The following is a 19077-nucleotide window of genomic DNA, read 5'->3' as shown; positions in this document are numbered from 1 at the left end:
TCAACTTTGTGTTAGGCCGGATAGACGTGCGGAATTCAGGCCGTATATCTGGCCTGAACCGACTTTGACCTGAATATGACAGGAAACCACGCATGACTTTCAGACTGACCACGATGACGGCCGCCATGGCTGCGCTCGCCCTGACGCCCGCCTGCGCCGAGAGCAAGGCGGCGCCGGTCGCTGATCGCGAAGCCATGGAACAAGTTGTGCGGGAGTACATTCTCGAGAACCCGGAAATCATCGAGGAAGCGCTGATCAAGCTGTCCGCGAAGCAGCAGGCTGCAGCCTCTCAAGAGGCGCAGAAAGCCATCGCGAGCAATTTCGACGCGATCTACAATAATGAGAATGACTATTTCATCGGCCCGGCCGATGCAGAGATCACCGTGGTCGAATTCTTCGACTATCGCTGCGGCTGGTGCAAACGGTCGGTCGAATGGATTCAGGCATTGCCGGAAGACTATGACGGTAATGTCCGGGTCGTCTTCAAGGAACTGCCAATCTTTGGCGGCATCAGTGAGACCGCTTCGCTTGCGGCGCTCGCCGCCGGCAAGCAAGGCAAGTATCGCGAATTCCATCTGGCTTTGATGGCCATCAAGAACAATGACGACCTGACTGAAGCCAAGCTCGACGAAGTGGCCAGGGATGTGGGCATGAACGTCCAGAAAATGCGCGCCGATATGGGCTCGATCGACATTCAGCGCAAACTGTCTGAGTCCAAGCAACTTGCCCGCGCCGTAGGTGTCGAGGCCACGCCGAGCTTCCTGATTGGCAATGAGTTCATCGAAGGCGCAAATCGCGACCGGCTGAATGAGGCGATCAAGGCCGAGATCAAAGGCTGATCAGAACCAGACGGATCTCAGCAGGGCAGTGACGTCTCGTACGGGCTGTCCAGTGAGAACATCGGAATGGTCGCGATCAATACGCGGCCATCATCCCCTTTGAGATCATAGGTGCCACCCATGATTCCGGACGGGGCCGCCAGTGGCGCGCCAGACGTGTAGCTGAAGCGTTCGCCCGGCCCAAGGGTTGGGGTCTGGCCGATCACGCCTTCACCTTCGACTTCCTGACGACGGCCTTCGGCATCCACGATGCGCCAGTGACGGCGCACGATGGTCCAAGTCTGCTCGCTCTCATTCTCAACGTCGACCGTGTAGGACCACATGAACCGGGCGCGCGCCGGTTCGGATTCGTCATGCATGAACTTCGGACGCACACGAATGCGCACACCATCGGTGATCTGTTCGTATTGCGGAGGAGGAACCCGTCTGCCCATCATGTGAAATTCAATCCAATTCGTTCACACACTGTTAAGGGCGCGCGTCAAATCCATTACAAGATCGTCAGAATCTTCCAGACCGACCGACATCCGTATCCAGCTGCGGTCGAGTCCCATCGAGGCCTGCTCCTCATCGCTGAGCGCGCGGTGTGTGGTGGAGGAGGGATGACAGGCGAGCGACTTGGTGTCGCCGAGATTGTTGCAGATATCGACAAGCTCCAATGAATTCAGAAGCTTGAAGGCTTCTTCCTGTCCACCTTTCACCGAAAAGGCGATCATGGTGCCGCCTGCGCTCATCTGGCGCTTGTGGATGTCGTAGTGTGGATGGTCCTCGCGATGCGGGTAGCGCACGGCGGCTATCGCCGGATGATCCGCAATAATGTCTGCCAGGCGGGCAGCATTTTTTGTTTGCTGGTCGACGCGCAATTTAAGTGTTTCGAGTCCCTTCAGCACAACCCAGGCGTTGAACGGCGACGCAGCCGGGCCCAGATGGCGCAGCCACGGATCGTAGATTTCCTCCATCCGCGCCGAATCGCACAGGATTGCCCCGCCCATGACGCGGCCCTGGCCGTCCATATGCTTGGTGGTGGAATAGACGACGACATCAGCGCCAAGCTCCAGAGGCTTCTGAAGGATTGGCGTCGCGAAGACATTATCGACCACCAGAATCGCGCCAGCGGCCTTGCAGAGCTTGGCGACCGCCTCGATGTCGACGCCGTCCAGCAACGGGTTGGCCGGGCTCTCGATCAGGACGAGCTGGCAGCCCTTGGCGATCTCCCGCTCCCAGGCCTCAAGGTCAGCGCCATCCACGAAAACCGTCTCGATGCCAAATTTGGGCATCTGATTGGCGATGATCCAGCGGCAGGACCCGAACAGGGCCGTCGCGGCCACGACGCGGTCCCCCGCTTTCAGCGGTGCCAGGATCGCGGTTGAGATGGCGCCCATGCCGGAGGCAGCAACGCGGCAGGCCTCGGCATTTTCGATCAGGGCGAGTCGCTGTTGCAACATCTCACATGTCGGGCTGCCATAGCGGGAATAGACAAAGCCATCCTCTTCACCCGCCATACGGCGCATGGCCTGTTCAGCGCTGTCATAGGAAAAGCCGGATGTCAGGTAGATCGCTTCGGAAATCTCGCCATGTTCGGAACGCATAAGGCCGCCGCGCACCGCTTTGGTCGCGGGCTTCCAGCCCTTTTTTCCGTCGTCGCCCGGTGCATCTGCCATGACACGATAGTCCCTTGTGTTTCCTGTAACGGGTCTTATGCCTGAGAGGGTAAGGGGTGCAAGTGATGGCCGTCGATTCTGGTGTATTGTCTGATCATGAGATTGAAGCGCTTCTCGGCGCTGATGCGATCCGGACGGACCTGCCGCTGGATGAGGGGCAGGTGCAGCCGGCAAGCCTTGATCTCCGCCTGGCCGAAGATGCTTATCGGCTGAGGGCGAGCTTCCTGCCGGGCAAGGATCGTACAGTCGCCGAGATGTTGCAGGAGCCGGGCATCCACATGCACCGGATCGATTTGACCAAGGAAGGCGCGGTGCTGGAAACGGGATGCGTCTATCTTGTGCCGTTGATGGAATCCCTGCGCCTGCCTGCCGGCATTGCGGCGCGGGCCAATCCGAAAAGCTCGACCGGCCGGATTGACGTGTTTACGCGGCTCGTCACCAATCGCTCCCGCGCCTTTGATGAAGTGCCGACGGGCTATTCCGGCCCACTCTACCTGGAAGTCAGCCCGCGCACTTTCCCGATTATGGTGCGCCCTGGTGACCGGCTCGCGCAGATACGGTTCAAGCGCAAGAAGCCTGAGACGCTGAAGGAAAAAGTGGTCTCGATCGATCTCGAGTCCACGGGCGACCAGCCAGTTGGCTATCGTGCCAAGCATCATTCGGGCATTGTCGACCTGCGCGGCATTGGCGCGCATGAAGCGAGCCAGTTCTGGGAGCCGATCTGGCCGCGCGATGGTCGAATTGTTCTGAACCCGGAGGAGTTCTATATTCTGGTCAGCCGTGAAACGGTGAAAGTGGGCGCGATGGAGGCCGCCGAAATGGCGCCCATTGCGCCGGAGTTGGGCGAATTCCGCGCGCACTATGCGGGCTTCTTCGATCCGGGCTTCGGCACGAATAGTGGCGGTAGCCGCGCTGTGCTGGAAGTGCGGTCGCGGGACGTGCCCTTTATCCTCGAACACGGCCAGCCCGTCGCCAAGCTGGTCTATGAAAGCATGGCCTCCAAGCCCAAGGGTCTCTATGGCGGCAAGGGCTCCAACTATCAGGGGCAGGGCCTGAAACTGTCGAAGCATTTCAAGACCTGAAGGTGCATGTGATGAAGCTCTACTATTCCGCGACGTCTCCTTATGCCCGCAAGGTGCGGGTGCTGATCATTGAGCATGGGTTGCAGGAGGCGGTGGAATTGGTGCGCGCTGATCCCATGGCGGAGAATGCTGCGTCGAAAATTGGGAATCCCCTGAGCAAGGTCCCCGCGCTTGAGCTGGATGACGGCGCTCACCTGTTCGATAGTCCGGTGATCTGCGAGTATCTCGATCATCAGGCGGCGGGAGAGCCCTTGCTGGCGCGCGAAGGCGCCGCTCGCTGGGCGGTGCTGACGGCCCAGGCGCTTGGTGATGGCATTCTGGATGCTGCGCTCAGTCTCGTCATGGAATCGCGACGTCCTGAAACCGAGCGCTCCGCCTACTGGCAAGATCGGTGGACGGCAGCAATTCATCGCGGCGTGGATCAGATCGCCGAAGATGTTGCGTCAGACCGGGAAGCATTCGACCTTGGGCGGATCGCCTATGCCTGCGCGCTTGGCTATCTCGACTTTCGCTTGCCCGACCTCGACTGGCGTGGCCCGCATCCGAACCTGCTGGCCTGGTTTGAAGATATGTCGGCGCGCGAGAGCTTTGCTCTCACCACGCCGCCGGAATAGAGTCATTCGTCCAGATTGAGTCGCATCTCGGTTATGTAGGGATTGAAACCTGCCTTCTCGTACGCACGGATGGCGGGATCATTGCCGCTATAGACGGTCAGCCGTATCTCGGTGAGGTCGCGCATGCGGGCCCAGTCGAGCAAATAGTCCGTCAGGATACGGTTCAGTCCCTTGCCGCGATGATCAGGGTGCACGAACATGAATCCCAGAAAGGCGTGATTGTCAGAGGCAATGTAGGGTTTTGACGCCCGCTTTTCTGCATAGCCCGTCGCAATGATGGCACCGTCCAGCTCAATCACGGCGACTTCTGCATCCTCGGACCGGACGCGTTCGCCAAGATCATAATAGCTGATCGGATCCGGCTTCAGCGTATGGTCGTAGGGCCGCTCGGCGGCGATGATTCCCTGTTCGCATTCTTTCAAGGCGGGCAAGTCGTCCAGTGTGGCGGATCGGGGGCGCAGAGAGGCGGGAGATAGATGCGTGGACATGGCCATCCTTCTGCCGGACTTGGTTTGCTGCTTCAAGGATGCGGCGTGGGAATACCGTGGCGAAGGGTCAGCGCGTTCAGAATTGCATCCTTGTCGTCGATGAAATGCACGCCAGCATGCTGCTTGACGCCTTGGCATCCTTCGCCTGCATCCGACAGGATCAGCACGGGGAGGGACTGGTTCTCAGGCCCGAGACGACTGACCAGGTCCGCGCGTGGGCGCGGCCAGGCGATGCGGTGAATATCGATCTGTTCGGCCAAGCATGGGAAGGCGGCAATCAGACCTTCCATCAACATGCAATGCCAGCAATAGAAAATCTCGTCCGGATAGGCCGGGTCTTCAAAGGGGGGCTGAAGGAGGAAGAGGTCATCCTTCGCCATTCTGCCTTATCCCTTCGATCCGGCCAGTTCGCGATAGGTGACCAATTGGCCGGTGCGTGTCTCGCTCGGGCTGACCAGCTTGACCAGTTCGGCGGCAACCTCTTCCGGGGTCGGAAGAGTCATCGGATCTTCGCCGGGCATGGCTTCGGCGCGCATGCCGGTGCGTGTGCCACCCGGATCGAAAATATTGGCGCGCAGTTTCATGTTCTCATTCTCGTCGGCCCAACCGATGACGAGTGCTTCCATCCCTGCCTTGGCGGCCTGGTAAGGACCCCAGAATGCACGCGGCTTTCGGGCAACGCTGGACGTCACAAAGACGGCGCGGGGCGTATCGGACTGATGCATCCAGGGCGAAAGGGTGCGGATCAGGTGGAAGTTGGAGGTGAGGTTCACCGCAATCGTCTCTTCAAAGCTGCGGGGACCACACGTCTCGACCGGGCCAAGCGTGCCAAGAATGCCGGCATTGGCAACGAGACCATCCAGACGACCAAAGCGTTCGCCGATCACCTTGCCGAGCGTCTCGATGCCCTTGGTGTCTTTCAAATCCATCGGCACAAGAACAGCTTCGCTGCCAAACGCGCGGATCTCGTCGTCAAGCTTCTGCAGCGCGGCCTTGGAGCGGGCAACCGCAATGACGATGTTGCCTTGACGGGCAAGCTCCAGCGCGGCGGCGCGGCCAATGCCACGCGAGGCGCCGGTAACAAGGACGAGCCTCGGGGAAGCGGAAGGGGTATCTGTCATGGCGCGGCTCAGGAAAGGCGATCAAGCGTCGTCCAGCAGGGAGAGTTGACGCTCTTTGTCGGATTCTGCATGTTCATTATCGACCAGCGGCGTTGGATAGTCACCCGTGAAGCAATGGTCGGAGAATTGTGGTTGCATCGGATTGCGCTGCGGCTCTCCAATGGCGGTATAGAGGCCCGGTACCGACAGGAAACCGAGCGAGTCGACGTTCAGTTCACTGATCATTTCCTCGTGCGTATGGATCGCCGCGAACAGTTCGGACTTGGCCGCCATGTCGATGCCGTAGAAGTCCGGGTTCAGGATGGGTGGGCTGGCCGAACGGAAATGAATTTCCTTGGCGCCGGCATCACGCACCATCTGGACGATCTTTTTCGACGTGTTGCCGCGCACGATGGAATCGTCGACGAGAATGACACGTTTGCCTTCCAGGACGGCGCGATTGGGGCTGTGCTTCTTGGAGACCGCGCTCTGACGTCCTGTCTGGGTCGGCTGGATAAAGGTTCGGCCGACATAGTGGTTCCGGATGATACCCATCTGGAACGGGATGCCGGACGCTTCGGAAAATCCGAGTGCAGCGGGCACGCCCGAATCCGGCACCGGCACGATGACATCCGCATCGGCGGGTGTTTCGGCGGCCAACTGGTGTCCCATGCGGCGGCGTACTTCATAAATCGAGCGGCCCTGAACGATGCTGTCCGGACGGGCGAAATAGACGTATTCGAATACACAGGGACTGGTCGGGCGCTGCGGAGCGAAGCGATAGGATTCGACACCCTTGTCGCTGATGATGACGATTTCGCCATTCTCGACTTCACGCACGAACTCGGCGCCGATAATGTCCAGCGCGCAAGTTTCAGAGGCCAGCACATATGCGTCGCCCAATTTTCCAAGGATCAATGGGCGCAGTCCAACCGGATCGCGCGCGCCGACCAGCTTCTTGCCGGTCAGGCCGACCAGCGCGTAGCCGCCTTCGATTCTCTGAAGTGCGTCCACCAGGCGCGCGAGGAAATCCTTGCCCGTGCTGCGCGCGACGAGGTGAAGGATGACTTCCGTATCCATGGTAGACTGGAAGATGGCGCCGTCCTTGACGAGGTCATGGCGCAGCTTGCGGGAATTGGTGAGGTTACCATTGTGCGCCACGGCGAACCCGCCCCCGGCGAGGTCGGCGAAGATTGGCTGCACGTTCCGCAATATGGTGCGGCCCTGTGTAGAGTATCGGTTATGGCCGATGGCAGCATGACCCGGCAGGCGCGTTCGGAGGTCTCCCCCGAAATGCTCTCCTACCATGCCCAAATGACGTTCCGAGGGGAATCGCTTGCCGTCAAAGGTAATCATTCCGCAGGCTTCCTGCCCGCGATGCTGGAGCGCATGCAAGCCAAGCGCTGTCAGCAGGCTGGCTTCATGATTTCCAAAGACACCGAAGACGCCACATTCCTCGCGGGGCTTGTCGTCATCATGATCGAAAAGGACCATTTGAGACGCACCTCCTGAGTGACGGTATTGCGACAAGGGCCTATTGCCCTGTTTTGCCCTCTGAGGGAAGGGCGGCTTGCACATCTTTTCCGACTTTCGACGCATTGTCGTTCACATAGTTCGCCATCTCGGCGAGTGGTGGGTACGTCATCGAATTCCGGATGAAGTCCGGGATGCGGCTCTCATCAAGCGCCAGATTGAGGAGCACGGCAAAGAAAACGAGGGCGATGGCACCGCGCGCAATGCCAAAGAACAGACCGGCGAAATGGTCGAACATGCCAATGCCGTCGGCGCCCTGGATGTTCTTGGACAGGCGCTGGCCAAACCATGCGACCAGAACATAAACAATGATGAATGCGACAACGACCAGGGCAAGATCGCCCAGCAACGGGTCCACGCCTTCCGGCACCAGCGTGCGCACGCCGTCTGCAAAGAAGCGGCGGGCATAGAAGGCGGCGGCCAGGGCGGCGATGAATGATCCGAGTGTCGCGATCTCGCGCAGGAACCCTCTGGCAAATGCCATGATCGCGGAGATCACAATGACTGCAACCGCGATAGCGTCGAAAGCTGTAATGGACTCAAGCATTTTGGGCGTCCGGAGCGAGAAGGTGGGCGAGATCGATAAGCCGTTTAATTGGGGTGATCGTCAAGCCATCCACTGAAGTCGGACTGCCTTCGGGCACATAAGCATGGGTGAAGCCAAGCCGGACGGCTTCCTTGAGACGTTGCTCCATGCGGGCCACCGGGCGCACTGCGCCCGACAGGGCCACTTCGCCGAAGAACACGGTCCGCTCGGGCACAGGCGTATCGGCAAGGGAGGTCAACAGCGCCGCCGCCGCGCCAAGGTCTCCGGCTGGTTCGCCAATGCGATAGCCGCCTGCGACCGAGAGATAGACATCCATGCCCGACAGGCTGATCCCGCAGCGCGCTTCCAGCACGGCGAGCAGCATGGCAAGACGCCCGCCATCCCAGCCGACGACGCTGCGCCGGGGCGTGCCATAGGCGCTTTTGGCCACCAATGCCTGCACTTCGGCGAGCACAGGACGTGAGCCTTCCATCGCCGCATAGACCGCTGCCCCGCCTTCGCCATCGCCATCGGCTGACAGGAACAGGGCAGACGGTTCCTTGGCCGGGGCGAGGCCGTATTGGTGCATTTCGAAGATGCCGATCTCGTCAGTCGGGCCGAAGCGATTCTTCACGGCGCGCAGGATGCGAAACTGGTGTCCGCGCTCACCCTCGAAATAGAAGACGGCATCGACCATGTGCTCGACCACGCGCGGACCGGCAATATTGCCCTCCTTGGTGACGTGCCCGACGAGCACCAGCGCGGCGCCGGATTTCTTGGCCCAGCGAGTCAGTTCCTGCGAGCAGGCCCGGACCTGGCTGACCGAGCCGGGCGCGGCCTCAAGACTGTCAGACCACATGGTCTGGATGGAATCGATCACCACGAAATCAGGTTTGGCCGCTTTCAGCGCCGAAAGGATCTTTCGAAGGTCGGTTTCGGTGGCGAGGTCGACCGGGCTTTCGGCAACCTTCAGTCGCTTGGCGCGCTCCTGGATTTGCGCGGCAGCTTCCTCGCCAGACACATAGACCGTTTTCACGCCATTGCGGGCGAGCCGCGCGGCAACCTGCAACAGCAGGGTCGATTTGCCGATACCGGGGTCGCCGCCGATCAAGGTGGCGGATGATGGCACGATGCCGCCGCCGAAGACGCGATCCAGTTCTTCCACACCCATGACGATGCGTGCCGGCGTTTCGGTCTCGGCGTTCAGAGCGACGAATTCTGTCTTGCTGGAGCGCTTCGTGCCGGCCTTGGGCGCAGCGAGTCCGCCCGGCGTGCCGCCGACCGTCTCCTCGACCAGCGTATTCCATTCGCCACAGCCTGCGCATTTGCCACTCCACTTGGAATGAACTTCGCCACAGGATTGGCACACAAAGGCAGTCGTTGCGGTCTTGGCCATGGTCAGAGAGATATGAGGGTTTGCGGGCAGGGGAAAGGGTTCGCTTTCGGTCCGGGCTGCAAAAGTGAGGACGCGGGATGCCGGTTGCATTGCTGCAGACGGTCAGGTTCGCAGTCTCTTGTGTTCGCACGCCGGGGGCGGCAAACATCGGCCGCATGTCGACTGATAATCAAAATCCCGGAAACGACGGCCGCAGTTCAGGCCGACCGTTCGCGCCGCTGCAGCCTGCGCGGCAATTGCTGGGAGAGAAGCGTTACCGGGAGGCCCATGCTTATTGCCGGAACGCGCTGGAGCAGGACCCGGACTGCGCCGATGCTTTTTTTGTGCTTGGTATCATCAATTATGAACACAACCAGTTCGAGCGCGCCCTGAAACTGTTCGAACGCGCGCTTGAGAAAGGCCATCCCGAGCCGGGAGCGCACGTTCAGGCCGCGCGATGCTACGCCAAGCTGACTTTGCCGAAGCAGGCGCTCATACATATTGAAGCCGCCATAAAACTACAGCCATCGGACGGTTTCACGCTGGCATCTATCGGCGCCACGTTGAGCGCCCTGGATCGGCATGAGGAAGCGGTCGCCTTTCACAGGCAGGCCGCGACCGCCTCTTCGAATGATCCGATCGTCTTCTTCAATCTTGGTTCGTCCCTGCAATTCATTGGTGATTTTGAGGGGGCAAGGAAAGCGTACCGAACCTGCCTCCAATTTGCGCCTCAGTACATTCCGGCGCGCGCCTATCTCGCGCTGATCACGAAACACAGCCCAGAGCAGAACGCAGTCGCGGAGCTTGAGGCCGCTTGGCAGCAGCGGCACCCGCGAGACATTGAAGGCGGGCTTCAACTCGCCCATGCCATTGCAAAAGTGCATGAGGACCTGGCCGACCCGGCAGCAGCCATGGACTGGCTGGACAAGGGCAAGGCCCTGGTGCGTCAGAATATTCCCAGTCAGCGAATGCAGAATCAGGCCAGTTTCGAAGCCGCCGAAGCGCTGTGCCATACGCTCGGCGTGAACAGTGAGGTTCAAACTGGCGGCCCGATTTTCATTGTCGGCCTGCCGCGTACCGGCACCACACTTGTCGACCGTATCATTTCCAGCCACTCCGGCATCGTGTCTGCGGGAGAACGCCCGGAGTTCGGAGCTTTCCTGAAGCGCGCAGTCGGCAATGACAGCGCGGACATGCTGGACGCTGGTACGATCAAGGGGGCGGCCGGAACCGACCTGTTGGCGGTCGGACAAAACTATATCGAAAGTGTGCAGGGAATATTGAACGGCGCGCAGCGCTTCACCGACAAGATGCCGATCAATGCCTTACTTGTTCCGGCCATACTTGCCGCCTTGCCGAATGCGCGCGTGATCTGTTTGCGGCGACAGCCTGCCGATAGTGTGTTGAGCATCTATCGCCAGCTGTTTGCCCTGTCGGCATTGCACTATCGTTGCGCGCATAGTCTTGAAGACCTGGCGGATTATGTGGCGCGCTTTCATGGTCTTGTTGAGACTTACACGGGCGCGCTCCCGTCCTCGCGGTTCACTCTGGTTGACTATGAGACCCTGGTGGAGGAACCGGAGGCGGAAACCCGGCGGCTTCTGGAATTTTGCGGTCTCGACTTCGAGCAGGCATGTCTGGACTTTCAGGAGAATAGCGCGCCCGTGGCCACCGCCAGCGTCGCCCAGGTGCGCCAGCCCATGTATCGATCATCTGTGGATCGTTGGAAACGCTATCAGCCCCAGCTTGAGCCAGCCCTTGAGATACTTCGGAAGGCTGGACGACTCTAGGCGTCGCGTCTCAGAGCTGTGCCGGGGGAGACGCATCAGGGGTGTCCGTTTCGGGAGGAGACGTCTCGGTCGCCGCGCTGTCGCCACAGGTGAAAGCGACAAGCCCTTCCGGCATTCTCCCGTCTGTCAGACGCACGGCACGGGCCGGTCCCCGGGCGTTGCCTGCAGTGAAGGCAAAGCGTCCGTCCAACACGTCGACATTGCGCTGGTAGAATGGGATGTAGCCCGAGAAGAGACGTTTGGAGAGGCTGGGCGCAAATTCGAACCGCCCGGTAGACGCACGGCGGGAGCCTTCAAACCGACCCGTCAAAGTGACCGAGTTGATCTCTTTCGTGCCGACCAGACGGACCGGGAAGCGCGCGGTGGCAGGGATCGGTTTGAAGGCTTCCTGGATCTTCTCGCCATCGCCCACCACCGGAGCCGACAGGGGATCATCTGACAGGAAAACCCGCCAAGCCAGGTGCAAACCCTCATAACGTCTGAAGTCGGCCTCTTCGGTGCAGGTGTCGATGTGCCATTCCCCGTCGAGGCGAAATTTCTCGTATTGCAGCCAGCCCGTAAAGGCGAGCGATAGCGCCGTGAAGGCCACCGAAATATATTTGATGAAATCCATCATGGCGCGTCTCCCCGTGTTCCCGGCGGAGACTGCGCCTGAAGATCAGTCTGGGGTCAAGTGGCAGAAAAGAATCTAAATCGCCGGCTGGATCGGGCCTTCGGCGCGTCCGTGGACGAACTGGTCGACATATTCGCTGCCGCTATTGTCGATGATGTCAGCCGGGCCGTGCCATATGATCTTGCCCTCATAGAGCATGGCGATGTTATCCGCGATCTTGCGCGCCGAGGCCATGTCATGCGTGATCGAGACGGCGGCTGCGCCGAGGCCGCGCACCTGTTCGAGGATGAGGTCGTTGATCGCATCGGCGGTGATCGGGTCGAGGCCGGTGGTGGGCTCATCGAAGAAGATCAGGTCCGGCTTGGAGATGATCGAGCGGGCGAGCGAGACGCGCTTCTGCATGCCGCCGGAAATCTCAGCCGGGTAGAGGTCGGCAACGTCTGAGCCAAGACGAACCTTTTTCAGCGTCTCGATGGCGAGTTCGCGCGCGTCCTTGCGCCGCAACTTGTCGACCTGCAGCAGGCGGAAGCCGACATTCTCCCAGACTGTCAGCGAGTCGAACAGCGCGCCAGATTGGAACAGCATGCCGATGCGGGCGCGCATCTTCTCGCGCGTCCTGCCGGTTGCGTTGGTCACGTCCTGCCCATCAAACCAGATCGTGCCGTCGGTCGGCGTCATCAGGCCGAGCGCATTTTTCAGCATCACCGACTTGCCCGAGCCCGAGCCGCCCAGCACGACGAGGCTCTCGCCCTTCTGCACTTCCAGGTCGACGCCCTCGAGCACTTCCTTGGAGCCGAAGGACTTCTTGACGTTTTCAAGTTTCAGGATGGGCGTGCTCACAGGCCAATCTCCACGAACAAGGTGGACAGGAGGTAGTTGGCGGCGAGGACCAAAACGGCCGCGCCAACCATGGAGAGCGTTGCCGCCCGGCCGACGCCGGTCGCGCCGGCTTCGGAGCGATCACCCTGGTAACAGCCCATGATGGCAATTACCGCGCCGAACACGACCGCCTTGATGACGCCGACAAGCACGTCTTCAGTCGTCATGAAATCCAGCGTGTTGCGCAGATAGGTCGTGGAGTCGAAATCAAGGCCATAGACGCTGACCAGCCAGCCCCCCATCACGCCAATCGTGTCAGCCACCAATACCAGAAGGGGCAATGACACGATCGCGGCAAGGAAGCGCGGCGCGTATAGATAACGATAGGGCGACGCAGAAAGCGTCTCCAGCGCGTCGATCTGTTCGGTCACCCGCATGGCACCGATTTCGGCGGAGATGCCAGCGGAAACCCGTCCGGCCAGCATGAGGCCGGTGATCGTGACGCCCAGCTCCCGCGTGATACCAAGCACAACAATGTTTGGCACGAATTGCTCCGCGCCGTATCGGCTTCCGCCCTCATAGATGTTGAGCGCCAGTGCCGCCCCGATGAAGACCGCTGACAGCCCCACTACAGGCAGGGAGTAGAAGCCAATATTGATGATCTGCCGCCAAATCTGGCCGACATACCAGCGCGGCGTGAACGCGGCGAATTTCACGCGAGCGGAAAATACCGTCAGGCGGCCAATCTCCGCGAAGAAGCCAAGCACGGCAGCGCCGATCCATTGAAGGGGATTGGGAACCCCGCGCTTACGGGTAGACACGTTCGACACGATTGCTGAGTCCTGTAAGTAATTCATACCCAAGCGTGCCAGCGCGGGCCGCTTGATCTTCAAGTTTGGCATGCGCGCCGAGGAATTCAACGCGCGCCCCGGATTTAGCGATGCCCTGTGCTTTTGAGACATCAATTGTGATGAGGTCCATGGAAATGCGACCGAGCACGGGGCAAGGCGTGCCATCAAGATAGGTAATCAGCGTGTCGCTACCGGATCGCGGAATGCCGTCGGCATAGCCCAGCGCAACCGTGGCCAGCGCCGTGTTGCCATCCAGCGTATGGGTTGCCCCATAGCCCACGGTTTCGCCCGCCTTGGCATGAAAGACACTGAGAATGCGCGCGTCGAGTGTCACGACAGGCTCCAGACCTACCGTGTCGGGCGGGGTCGAGCCGCCATAGAGCGCGATGCCCGGACGGGTCAGGTCAAAAGCGTAGTTCGGCCCCAGATAACACCCGGCGGAATTGGCCAGACTGGCAGGCGTGTCGGGGAAGGCGGATACGATCTCTGTGAACCGGTCAAGTTGGACCCGATTGAGAGCATGGTCCGGCGTGTCGCCGCAGGCCAGATGGCTCATCACCAGGACAGGTTGCAGCTTGTGTAGCTCGTCGCGCCGATGCGTCAGCACACTGGAGGCAAGGCCGAGCCGGTTCATGCCGGTATCAAAATGCAGCGCGCAGGCCCCGCGCGGCGTGCGGGCCCAGAGTTCGACCTGTTCCTCGCTGGACAAGACCGGCGTCAGGTCCGCCTCGCGATAGGTTCGAAGATGGCTGCCGGTCGGTCCGTTCAAGACAAAGATGCGCGGACCAAAGCCCAGCGCTTTGCGCAGGACCGTGCCTTCTTCGAGATGGGCGACAAAGAATGTGCTGCAGCCTGCCTTGGCCAGCGTCTGGGACACTTTTGCCGCGCCAAGCCCATAGCCATCTGCCTTGACCACGGCGGCCGTGGTGGCGGTCGGATTCAACCGGTCAATGGCCTGCCAATTGGCGGCAATGTTCGACAGGTGAATAGTGGCGCGCGGGCGGGAAGTCATGAAGGTTTCGATAGAAGCGTTTGGCCCCCGTGTCATCTACACAAAGCCGTCAGCTTCGCTCCTGATGCTCCAGCCAGGCGGAGCCCTTCATGTTCCAGACGGGCGTGAAAAAGACCATCCAGATGATCAGCGCGATCATGCCGCCTGCCGGGACGATAGCGATCTTCTGGGGGCCGAACAGGTCGACCAGTGCGCCCATGATGGCGGCACCGAACGGCGCACCGGCCATGAAGCCGAGCTGATAGATAGACAGGACGCGGGCGAGCTTTTCCTTTGGCGCGGCGTCTTGCACGATCGAGCGGCTCATCGCGATGGAGATGCCGGCGGCGAGTCCCCAGATGAAGACGATGCCGAGGAAGACATAGTGCGGCACCTGCCACATCATGGCGAGGATGCTGACTGAGGCGAGGAATTGCGCGATCAGCAACAGGCGGCCCTGACGCTTGATGCGCTTGAAGATCGATAGCACGACGGACGAAACAAACGCGCCCATCCAGAAAGTGACGAACATGTCCCGGATGCCATCCGAGCCGAAGCCGTAGACGTCGCGGTTCACGATCGGCAGCACGACCAGGAAGGCACCGATCACGAAGATCCCGACGCCGAACATCAGCGCAGTCATCGCCCACAGCTTTCCGTCTGAGCGCACGGCATGGAAGCCCTCGGCGATATCGCCCAGAGCGGATTTGATACCCTTGCCGCTGGTCGCGATCTGGCGGCCCCGGCCCAGCCAGAGGGCGAAGCCTGCGCCAAGCGCCAGGATGATGCCCTGAATGGCGAGCAGCTGTTCTGCCGGAATCGGGCCGATGCCAAACCCGCCGAGCCAGTCGGGCATCAGTGTACGCTTGTCAGCATAGCCGCCCACGATGAGTCCGCCGATCTGGGCCAGGAATTGCGCCATTGTCGCCAGGGTAACGCCGAGTTGGAGCGTGACACCGGAGCCAACACGCATGCGCCGCTCCACGACCTCATTCACGATGGAATCGCGCGCGGGCATCATGAAGGCGCCGACGGTGCCGATGGTCAGGCCGTAGATGATCATTGCGGGATAGGAGAGTTCGCCACGCGCAACAGCCAATGCGAGGAACAAGGCAGGTGTAGCGGCCAGCAGGTGCAGAATAATGAGCAGACGTTTGCCATCTGCGCGCTCGGCCACCACGCCGCCGATCAGCAGGAAGATGACTGAGGGCGCTGAAAGCGCCATATTGGCGAGGCCAAGGGCCAGGCCATCCATGTGGAGGTGTTCCTTGCCCGTGATCAGATAGGGGAACAGGACCATCTGGAGGCCAAAGGCCATGAACCAGCTGAGTTGGACCATCAGATAGGCGGGCAGTTCGATTTTCACGCCACGGCGTAGCTGGCGGGCGCGCCAATGGTTCGCCGTTGCCAGCAGGGAGGCACCAGCCCCAATCGCTTCGCTGACGCCGCTGACGGGGGACGTGATGTCCTCGGCCGCGTCTTCGGCCATCTCGTCGATGAAGTCGTCCATCTTGTCTGGCATGCGCGCTCCGGAGCAATTGGCGGGACTGTATGAAGACGGCCCCGAGAAGGAAAGCCCCCGGCCTTGCGACACATGAAGACTGATGTCCATCATCGATGCGCAAGAAACGGGTGGGACGCCATACGCACATGTGCTGATCCTTGCTGGTACCAAGGAGAGCAGGACATGATTTCATAAACAGCGCGCGGCAAGGCCTGATCGAGTTGGTGTCACGGGATCTTCGCGCATAGTTCAGTTGCCACGACGCCGAGGTATGGTTAGCTTCCATCTACTGGCCCCCGGTAAAAGGTATGTAGAATGCGTCTGTTCCGGCATATTGTGAGTTGGGCCCTGGCCCTGTTCCTGATCGCGATGTTCGTTCAGGCGACCATTCACCCGCTGCCCAATCCGCCAGAAGGTATGGTGAAGTTCTTCGACCCGCCGGGCGAGAACATCGTATTCCAGACCATTGCGGCGAAATCAGGCATCAGCCTTTATGAACCGGCCGGCCGTGTTGTCGTAGGCCTGCTGGAACTGGTGTCGGCGCTGTTCCTGATCTTGCCGATGACGCGCCGGTTCGGGGCGTTCATGTCTGCGGGCGTGCTCGGCGGGGCAGTTGCGATGCATCTGTCGCCTTGGTTGGGCCGGGAAGTGCCAGTGTCACTGGATCCGCAGAACACAGCCACCGATGGCGGCATGTTGTTCATGCTCGCGATCGTCATGTTGGTATCCAGCCTGTTGCTGATGGTTGTGCACCCCGGTTCTCAAGAGCGGAACTAGCGCTCAGCACCATCTCCACAGACCGTTAACCGTTTGCTGCAACAGTTTTCGTCATTGCGAAAACGGCCACACGTATGGAAGATCCCTTGGAACCGCTGCAGATGCCACCGATCGGTCGCGCGCGGAACGCATTGTTCCGGCGATTGCTGGACCTTGTTGCCATGCCAGCGTCCCGATTGGCCCATCAGGACCGCCATATGGTGGGCGATATCCTGTTGGAAGTGTTGTTTCACGCCGAAGAAACCGATCGGGAAATGTGCGCCCGTCGCCTGTCGAACCACCGCGAAGCTCCAAAGCGTGTCTTGCGCTATCTCGGCCAGTGCTCATTCCGCGTTGCGCAGCATGTGCTTGAGGAAAATGAGGGCTTCGATGCCTGCGACTTGCGGGAAATCTGCATGTCCGGGACCCAGGAACACCGAAAAGTCATTGCCGAGCGCAAGCTTGTGCCCGATTCGGTCTGTGAATATCTGGCGGAGTTCGCCGAAATTCCCGTCGTGAAGGTGATGCTGGCCAATAATGGCGCGATCATGCCCGAACAGGCGATCGACAAGCTGGTTGCCCGGTCGCGCGGGGACGAATCACTCTGCGCGCTTCTGGTTGAGCGACTGGAAACCAAACCGTCTCAAGCCATGGCCATGTTCTGGTGGAGCGACAGCACGACCCGCAGGAAAATTCTTCAACGCCATGCCGCCGATCGCCTGGAAGTAATCGACACTTGCCGCGACGTGTTTGAACTTGCCGCAGAAGAGAATTGGGCCGATCCGGTTACGCGCAAGGCAATTCAGCTGATCGAACGGCGCCAGCGCAATCGCGCGGCGATCGACAAGAGTCCCTATGACAGTCTCGAGGACGCGATCAACGCATCCGCGCTGGAGGGACTGGATTCCGAACTCGCGCAGGAAATCGGTTACCTCGCGGGCCTCAAGCCAGTGACGGCGGCAAAGATTCTGACGGACAAGGGTGGAGAGGGGATCGCGGTGCTGTGCAAGGGCACCGGGGTCAAGCGCGACTTTCTCCCCGTCCTGTGGGCGGGCTTGAAACGTGACCTGGAAACCGGAACGGGAGAGATCGATCCCGATTTTGCCCGCGTGGCCGAGATCTATGAAATCATGACCGTCGCCAAGGCGCAGACCACGCTGCGCTACTGGAACTGGTCGCTGTCTTCGGCTTTCTCTCCGAACGCTCTATCGTCCGCCATCGACGATGTGCCGGCCAATGAGGAAGCCAGCTTTTCCTCGCCGCAACGTACCGCGCGACTCGTTTTTGGCAGGTAGCGACACAAAACCATCCGAAAAGCACTTTCCAAGACGCGCGCAGGCCTTTAGGTCAGGGCGTTCATTGTATTGGGTCATCTATGAAAGGGGCGCGTGTGGCGTACTTTCTGGGGTTGCTGGTTGCACTGGTCGGCTTCTGGCTGGGCATGTCCGGCCATTACACACCTTTATTGCTGTCGCTGGGCGCTGTGTCAGTGGCTGTCTGCCTGATCCTGGCATACCGACTCGACATCATTGATCGTGAAGGCTCGCCGTATGTGCGCATTGTCGGGTTTGCGCTCTACTTCCCTTGGCTGATGAAAGAAATCGCGAAAGCGAACTGGACCGTGGTCAAGGCCTGTCTGAAAGCCGAAATGGACATAGCTCCGGCCCTGGTGAAGGTTAAGACCGCCTGTGAATCTGATCTCGCAAAAGTCACCTTCGCAAATTCGATCACGCTGACCCCGGGCACCGTCACCGTTGAGATTGAAGGTGACAAGATGCTGGTGCATGCCCTCTACGAACAGGAAGCCCAGCCCGAAGCGTTCGCCGAGATGGACCGCCGGTCTCGCCGCGCTGCCGATGGCAAGGGAGGCCCCGCATGACCGCTGCTGCCCTCATCGCCGTTCTGTTCGGCATGCTCCTCTTGTTGATTCGCGCCATTGCCGGTCCTACGCTGTATGATCGCGTGCTGGCCGTGAACTCATTCGGCACCAAGACCGTGCTGGCGCTCGGCCTGCTTGGCTTCGTGATGGGGCGCCCACAATTCCTCGACATCGCCATTCTCTACGCACTGATCAATTTCGTTTCGACGATCGCGATCCTGAAATTCTTCCGCTACCGGTCATTCCAGGTTCCACTGGTGCGTCGCGGACAGGGAGGTGGCAATGGCTGATTTCCTCGCAACGCTCGCAGCAGGGTGGGAAGTCATCCGGTTTCCGCTTGGCGCCGCGCTATGCCTGGCAGGCGGGCTGCTTTGCCTGATCGGCACCGTGGGCGTGCTGCGTTTTCCGGATTTCTACACCCGCCTTCATGCGGCCAGTATCACCGACACGTCTGGCGCGACGCTACTTTTGCTCGGCATGGCCATGATGGCGCCCGACTGGATGGTCGTCAGCAAACTGGGTGCGATCTTCATCTTCATCTATCTGACCAGCCCGGCATCGTCGCATGCTGCCGCAAATGCGGCGCATACAGCCGGCCTTCAGCCCCTGATCGGGCCGGTCGATACACATGACAAGGAAGGGCAGGATTCCTGATG

22 protein-coding genes are annotated in these 19077 nt (G+C 60.3%); 9 read left to right on the top strand and 13 right to left on the bottom strand.

All coding sequences use genetic code 11. The annotated features are described in order from the left end of the window. Nucleotides 1-92 precede the first annotated feature (92 nt). Nucleotides 93-839: a DsbA family protein gene (locus tag CFA77_RS13245; RefSeq protein ID WP_051607453.1), complete on the top strand. Its 747-nt coding sequence runs from the start codon at nt 93-95 to the stop codon at nt 837-839. Between the two features lie 17 nt (nt 840-856). Here CFA77_RS13245 and apaG read toward each other — a convergent pair whose 3' ends face one another. After that, on the bottom strand, nt 857-1276 hold the full coding sequence (gene apaG, locus CFA77_RS13240) for a Co2+/Mg2+ efflux protein ApaG (RefSeq protein ID WP_233347478.1): 420 nt from the start codon (nt 1274-1276) through the stop codon (nt 857-859). 21 nt (nt 1277-1297) lie between these two features. After that, the gene (gene metZ, locus CFA77_RS13235) at nt 1298-2500 is read right to left on the bottom strand and encodes an O-succinylhomoserine sulfhydrylase (protein ID WP_034811016.1); all 1203 of its coding nucleotides are present in this window, start codon (nt 2498-2500) and stop codon (nt 1298-1300) included. Between the two features lie 65 nt (nt 2501-2565). On the opposite strand from metZ, the gene CFA77_RS13230 reads away from it, so the two are divergent. Together CFA77_RS13230 and CFA77_RS13225 are read left to right on the top strand one after the other, a co-directional pair. Next, on the top strand, nt 2566-3582 hold the full coding sequence (locus CFA77_RS13230) for a 2'-deoxycytidine 5'-triphosphate deaminase (protein WP_206991096.1): 1017 nt from the start codon (nt 2566-2568) through the stop codon (nt 3580-3582). 11 nt (nt 3583-3593) lie between these two features. After that, a complete protein-coding gene (locus CFA77_RS13225) occupies nt 3594-4196 on the top strand; it encodes a glutathione S-transferase N-terminal domain-containing protein (protein ID WP_206991095.1) in 603 nt (200 codons plus the stop codon). Nucleotides 4197-4198: 2 nt separating this feature from the next. Here CFA77_RS13225 and CFA77_RS13220 read toward each other — a convergent pair whose 3' ends face one another. From CFA77_RS13220 to radA, 6 genes are read right to left on the bottom strand one after another with little or no spacing between them, the layout of a single operon-like run. Then, entirely contained in the window at nt 4199-4684 is a 486-nt protein-coding gene (locus CFA77_RS13220) for a GNAT family N-acetyltransferase (RefSeq protein ID WP_206991094.1), read from the bottom strand. Between the two features lie 32 nt (nt 4685-4716). Then, entirely contained in the window at nt 4717-5064 is a 348-nt protein-coding gene (locus CFA77_RS13215; RefSeq protein ID WP_206991093.1) for a DUF3088 domain-containing protein, read from the bottom strand. Between the two features lie 6 nt (nt 5065-5070). Next, on the bottom strand, nt 5071-5805 hold the full coding sequence (locus tag CFA77_RS13210; protein WP_206991092.1) for an SDR family NAD(P)-dependent oxidoreductase: 735 nt from the start codon (nt 5803-5805) through the stop codon (nt 5071-5073). A 21-nt stretch (nt 5806-5826) separates the two neighbouring features. Continuing rightward, a complete protein-coding gene (gene purF / locus CFA77_RS13205; RefSeq protein WP_206991091.1) occupies nt 5827-7278 on the bottom strand; it encodes an amidophosphoribosyltransferase in 1452 nt (483 codons plus the stop codon). Nucleotides 7279-7318: 40 nt separating this feature from the next. Continuing rightward, entirely contained in the window at nt 7319-7864 is a 546-nt protein-coding gene (locus tag CFA77_RS13200) for a CvpA family protein (RefSeq protein WP_034811029.1), read from the bottom strand. Further along, nucleotides 7857-9239, bottom strand: a complete 1383-nt coding sequence (radA, locus tag CFA77_RS13195) for a DNA repair protein RadA (protein ID WP_034811031.1) — start codon at nt 9237-9239, stop codon at nt 7857-7859. The genes CFA77_RS13200 and radA overlap by 8 nt, the downstream gene beginning before the upstream one ends. 155 nt (nt 9240-9394) lie before the next feature. Between radA and CFA77_RS13190 the strand changes: the two genes are divergently transcribed. After that, a complete protein-coding gene (locus CFA77_RS13190; RefSeq protein ID WP_206991090.1) occupies nt 9395-11008 on the top strand; it encodes a sulfotransferase in 1614 nt (537 codons plus the stop codon). 10 nt (nt 11009-11018) lie between these two features. Here the strand turns inward: CFA77_RS13190 and CFA77_RS13185 are convergent, their stop codons facing one another. From CFA77_RS13185 to CFA77_RS13165, 5 genes are all read right to left on the bottom strand, one after another. Further along, a complete protein-coding gene (locus CFA77_RS13185; protein WP_206991089.1) occupies nt 11019-11624 on the bottom strand; it encodes a hypothetical protein in 606 nt (201 codons plus the stop codon). A 72-nt stretch (nt 11625-11696) separates the two neighbouring features. After that, a complete protein-coding gene (locus CFA77_RS13180) occupies nt 11697-12461 on the bottom strand; it encodes an ABC transporter ATP-binding protein (RefSeq protein ID WP_206991088.1) in 765 nt (254 codons plus the stop codon). Next, entirely contained in the window at nt 12458-13270 is an 813-nt protein-coding gene (locus tag CFA77_RS13175; RefSeq protein WP_242517366.1) for an ABC transporter permease, read from the bottom strand. The genes CFA77_RS13180 and CFA77_RS13175 overlap by 4 nt, the downstream gene beginning before the upstream one ends. Continuing rightward, nucleotides 13248-14303 carry an alanine racemase gene (gene alr / locus CFA77_RS13170; RefSeq protein ID WP_206991086.1) on the bottom strand — a complete coding sequence of 352 codons (1056 nt, stop codon included), beginning with the start codon at nt 14301-14303 and terminating at the stop codon, nt 13248-13250. Before alr ends, CFA77_RS13175 begins: the two co-directional genes overlap by 23 nt. Before the next feature lie 49 nt (nt 14304-14352). Next, entirely contained in the window at nt 14353-15804 is a 1452-nt protein-coding gene (locus CFA77_RS13165; protein ID WP_034811041.1) for an MFS transporter, read from the bottom strand. Between the two features lie 297 nt (nt 15805-16101). Here CFA77_RS13165 and CFA77_RS13160 point away from each other — a divergent pair, with 297 nt between their 5' ends. The 5 genes from CFA77_RS13160 to mnhG all read left to right on the top strand — a co-directional run bounded on the left by CFA77_RS13160 (nt 16102) and on the right by mnhG (nt 19075). Then, a complete protein-coding gene (locus CFA77_RS13160; RefSeq protein WP_242517365.1) occupies nt 16102-16563 on the top strand; it encodes a hypothetical protein in 462 nt (153 codons plus the stop codon). Nucleotides 16564-16637: 74 nt separating this feature from the next. After that, nucleotides 16638-17837, top strand: a complete 1200-nt coding sequence (locus CFA77_RS13155) for a DUF2336 domain-containing protein (protein ID WP_242517364.1) — start codon at nt 16638-16640, stop codon at nt 17835-17837. A 95-nt stretch (nt 17838-17932) separates the two neighbouring features. Next, nucleotides 17933-18421 carry a Na+/H+ antiporter subunit E gene (locus CFA77_RS13150; protein ID WP_206991085.1) on the top strand — a complete coding sequence of 163 codons (489 nt, stop codon included), beginning with the start codon at nt 17933-17935 and terminating at the stop codon, nt 18419-18421. Beyond that, nucleotides 18418-18711 (top strand): monovalent cation/H+ antiporter complex subunit F, encoded by a 294-nt coding sequence (locus tag CFA77_RS13145; RefSeq protein ID WP_034811049.1) that lies wholly within the window; start codon nt 18418-18420, stop codon nt 18709-18711. The genes CFA77_RS13150 and CFA77_RS13145 overlap by 4 nt, the downstream gene beginning before the upstream one ends. Continuing rightward, on the top strand, nt 18704-19075 hold the full coding sequence (gene mnhG, locus CFA77_RS13140; protein ID WP_206991084.1) for a monovalent cation/H(+) antiporter subunit G: 372 nt from the start codon (nt 18704-18706) through the stop codon (nt 19073-19075). Before CFA77_RS13145 ends, mnhG begins: the two co-directional genes overlap by 8 nt. Nucleotides 19076-19077: the final 2 nt, after the last annotated feature.

It is taken from the genome of Hyphomonas sp. KY3, assembly GCF_017309975.1.
In the GTDB taxonomy this organism is placed as follows: domain Bacteria; phylum Pseudomonadota; class Alphaproteobacteria; order Caulobacterales; family Hyphomonadaceae; genus Hyphomonas.
Note: the sequence above shows the minus strand (reverse complement) of the source record. Positions and strands in the feature narration are given on the sequence as shown.

Bases quoted from the DNA above. Each gene is read 5' to 3' on its own strand.
- CFA77_RS13245 (WP_051607453.1), top strand. From the start codon at position 93: ATGACTTTCAGACTGACCACGATGACGGCCGCCATGGCTGCGCTCGCC.
- apaG (WP_233347478.1), bottom strand. From the start codon at position 1,276: ATGATGGGCAGACGGGTTCCTCCTCCGCAATACGAACAGATCACCGAT.
- metZ (WP_034811016.1), bottom strand. From the start codon at position 2,500: ATGGCAGATGCACCGGGCGACGACGGAAAAAAGGGCTGGAAGCCCGCG.
- CFA77_RS13230 (WP_206991096.1), top strand. From the start codon at position 2,566: ATGGCCGTCGATTCTGGTGTATTGTCTGATCATGAGATTGAAGCGCTT.
- CFA77_RS13225 (WP_206991095.1), top strand. From the start codon at position 3,594: ATGAAGCTCTACTATTCCGCGACGTCTCCTTATGCCCGCAAGGTGCGG.
- CFA77_RS13220 (WP_206991094.1), bottom strand. From the start codon at position 4,684: ATGTCCACGCATCTATCTCCCGCCTCTCTGCGCCCCCGATCCGCCACA.
- CFA77_RS13215 (WP_206991093.1), bottom strand. From the start codon at position 5,064: ATGGCGAAGGATGACCTCTTCCTCCTTCAGCCCCCCTTTGAAGACCCG.
- CFA77_RS13210 (WP_206991092.1), bottom strand. From the start codon at position 5,805: ATGACAGATACCCCTTCCGCTTCCCCGAGGCTCGTCCTTGTTACCGGC.
- purF (WP_206991091.1), bottom strand. From the start codon at position 7,278: ATGGTCCTTTTCGATCATGATGACGACAAGCCCCGCGAGGAATGTGGC.
- CFA77_RS13200 (WP_034811029.1), bottom strand. From the start codon at position 7,864: ATGCTTGAGTCCATTACAGCTTTCGACGCTATCGCGGTTGCAGTCATT.
- radA (WP_034811031.1), bottom strand. From the start codon at position 9,239: ATGGCCAAGACCGCAACGACTGCCTTTGTGTGCCAATCCTGTGGCGAA.
- CFA77_RS13190 (WP_206991090.1), top strand. From the start codon at position 9,395: ATGTCGACTGATAATCAAAATCCCGGAAACGACGGCCGCAGTTCAGGC.
- CFA77_RS13185 (WP_206991089.1), bottom strand. From the start codon at position 11,624: ATGATGGATTTCATCAAATATATTTCGGTGGCCTTCACGGCGCTATCG.
- alr (WP_206991086.1), bottom strand. From the start codon at position 14,303: ATGACTTCCCGCCCGCGCGCCACTATTCACCTGTCGAACATTGCCGCC.
- CFA77_RS13165 (WP_034811041.1), bottom strand. From the start codon at position 15,804: ATGCCAGACAAGATGGACGACTTCATCGACGAGATGGCCGAAGACGCG.
- CFA77_RS13160 (WP_242517365.1), top strand. From the start codon at position 16,102: ATGCGTCTGTTCCGGCATATTGTGAGTTGGGCCCTGGCCCTGTTCCTG.
- CFA77_RS13155 (WP_242517364.1), top strand. From the start codon at position 16,638: ATGGAAGATCCCTTGGAACCGCTGCAGATGCCACCGATCGGTCGCGCG.
- CFA77_RS13145 (WP_034811049.1), top strand. From the start codon at position 18,418: ATGACCGCTGCTGCCCTCATCGCCGTTCTGTTCGGCATGCTCCTCTTG.
- mnhG (WP_206991084.1), top strand. From the start codon at position 18,704: ATGGCTGATTTCCTCGCAACGCTCGCAGCAGGGTGGGAAGTCATCCGG.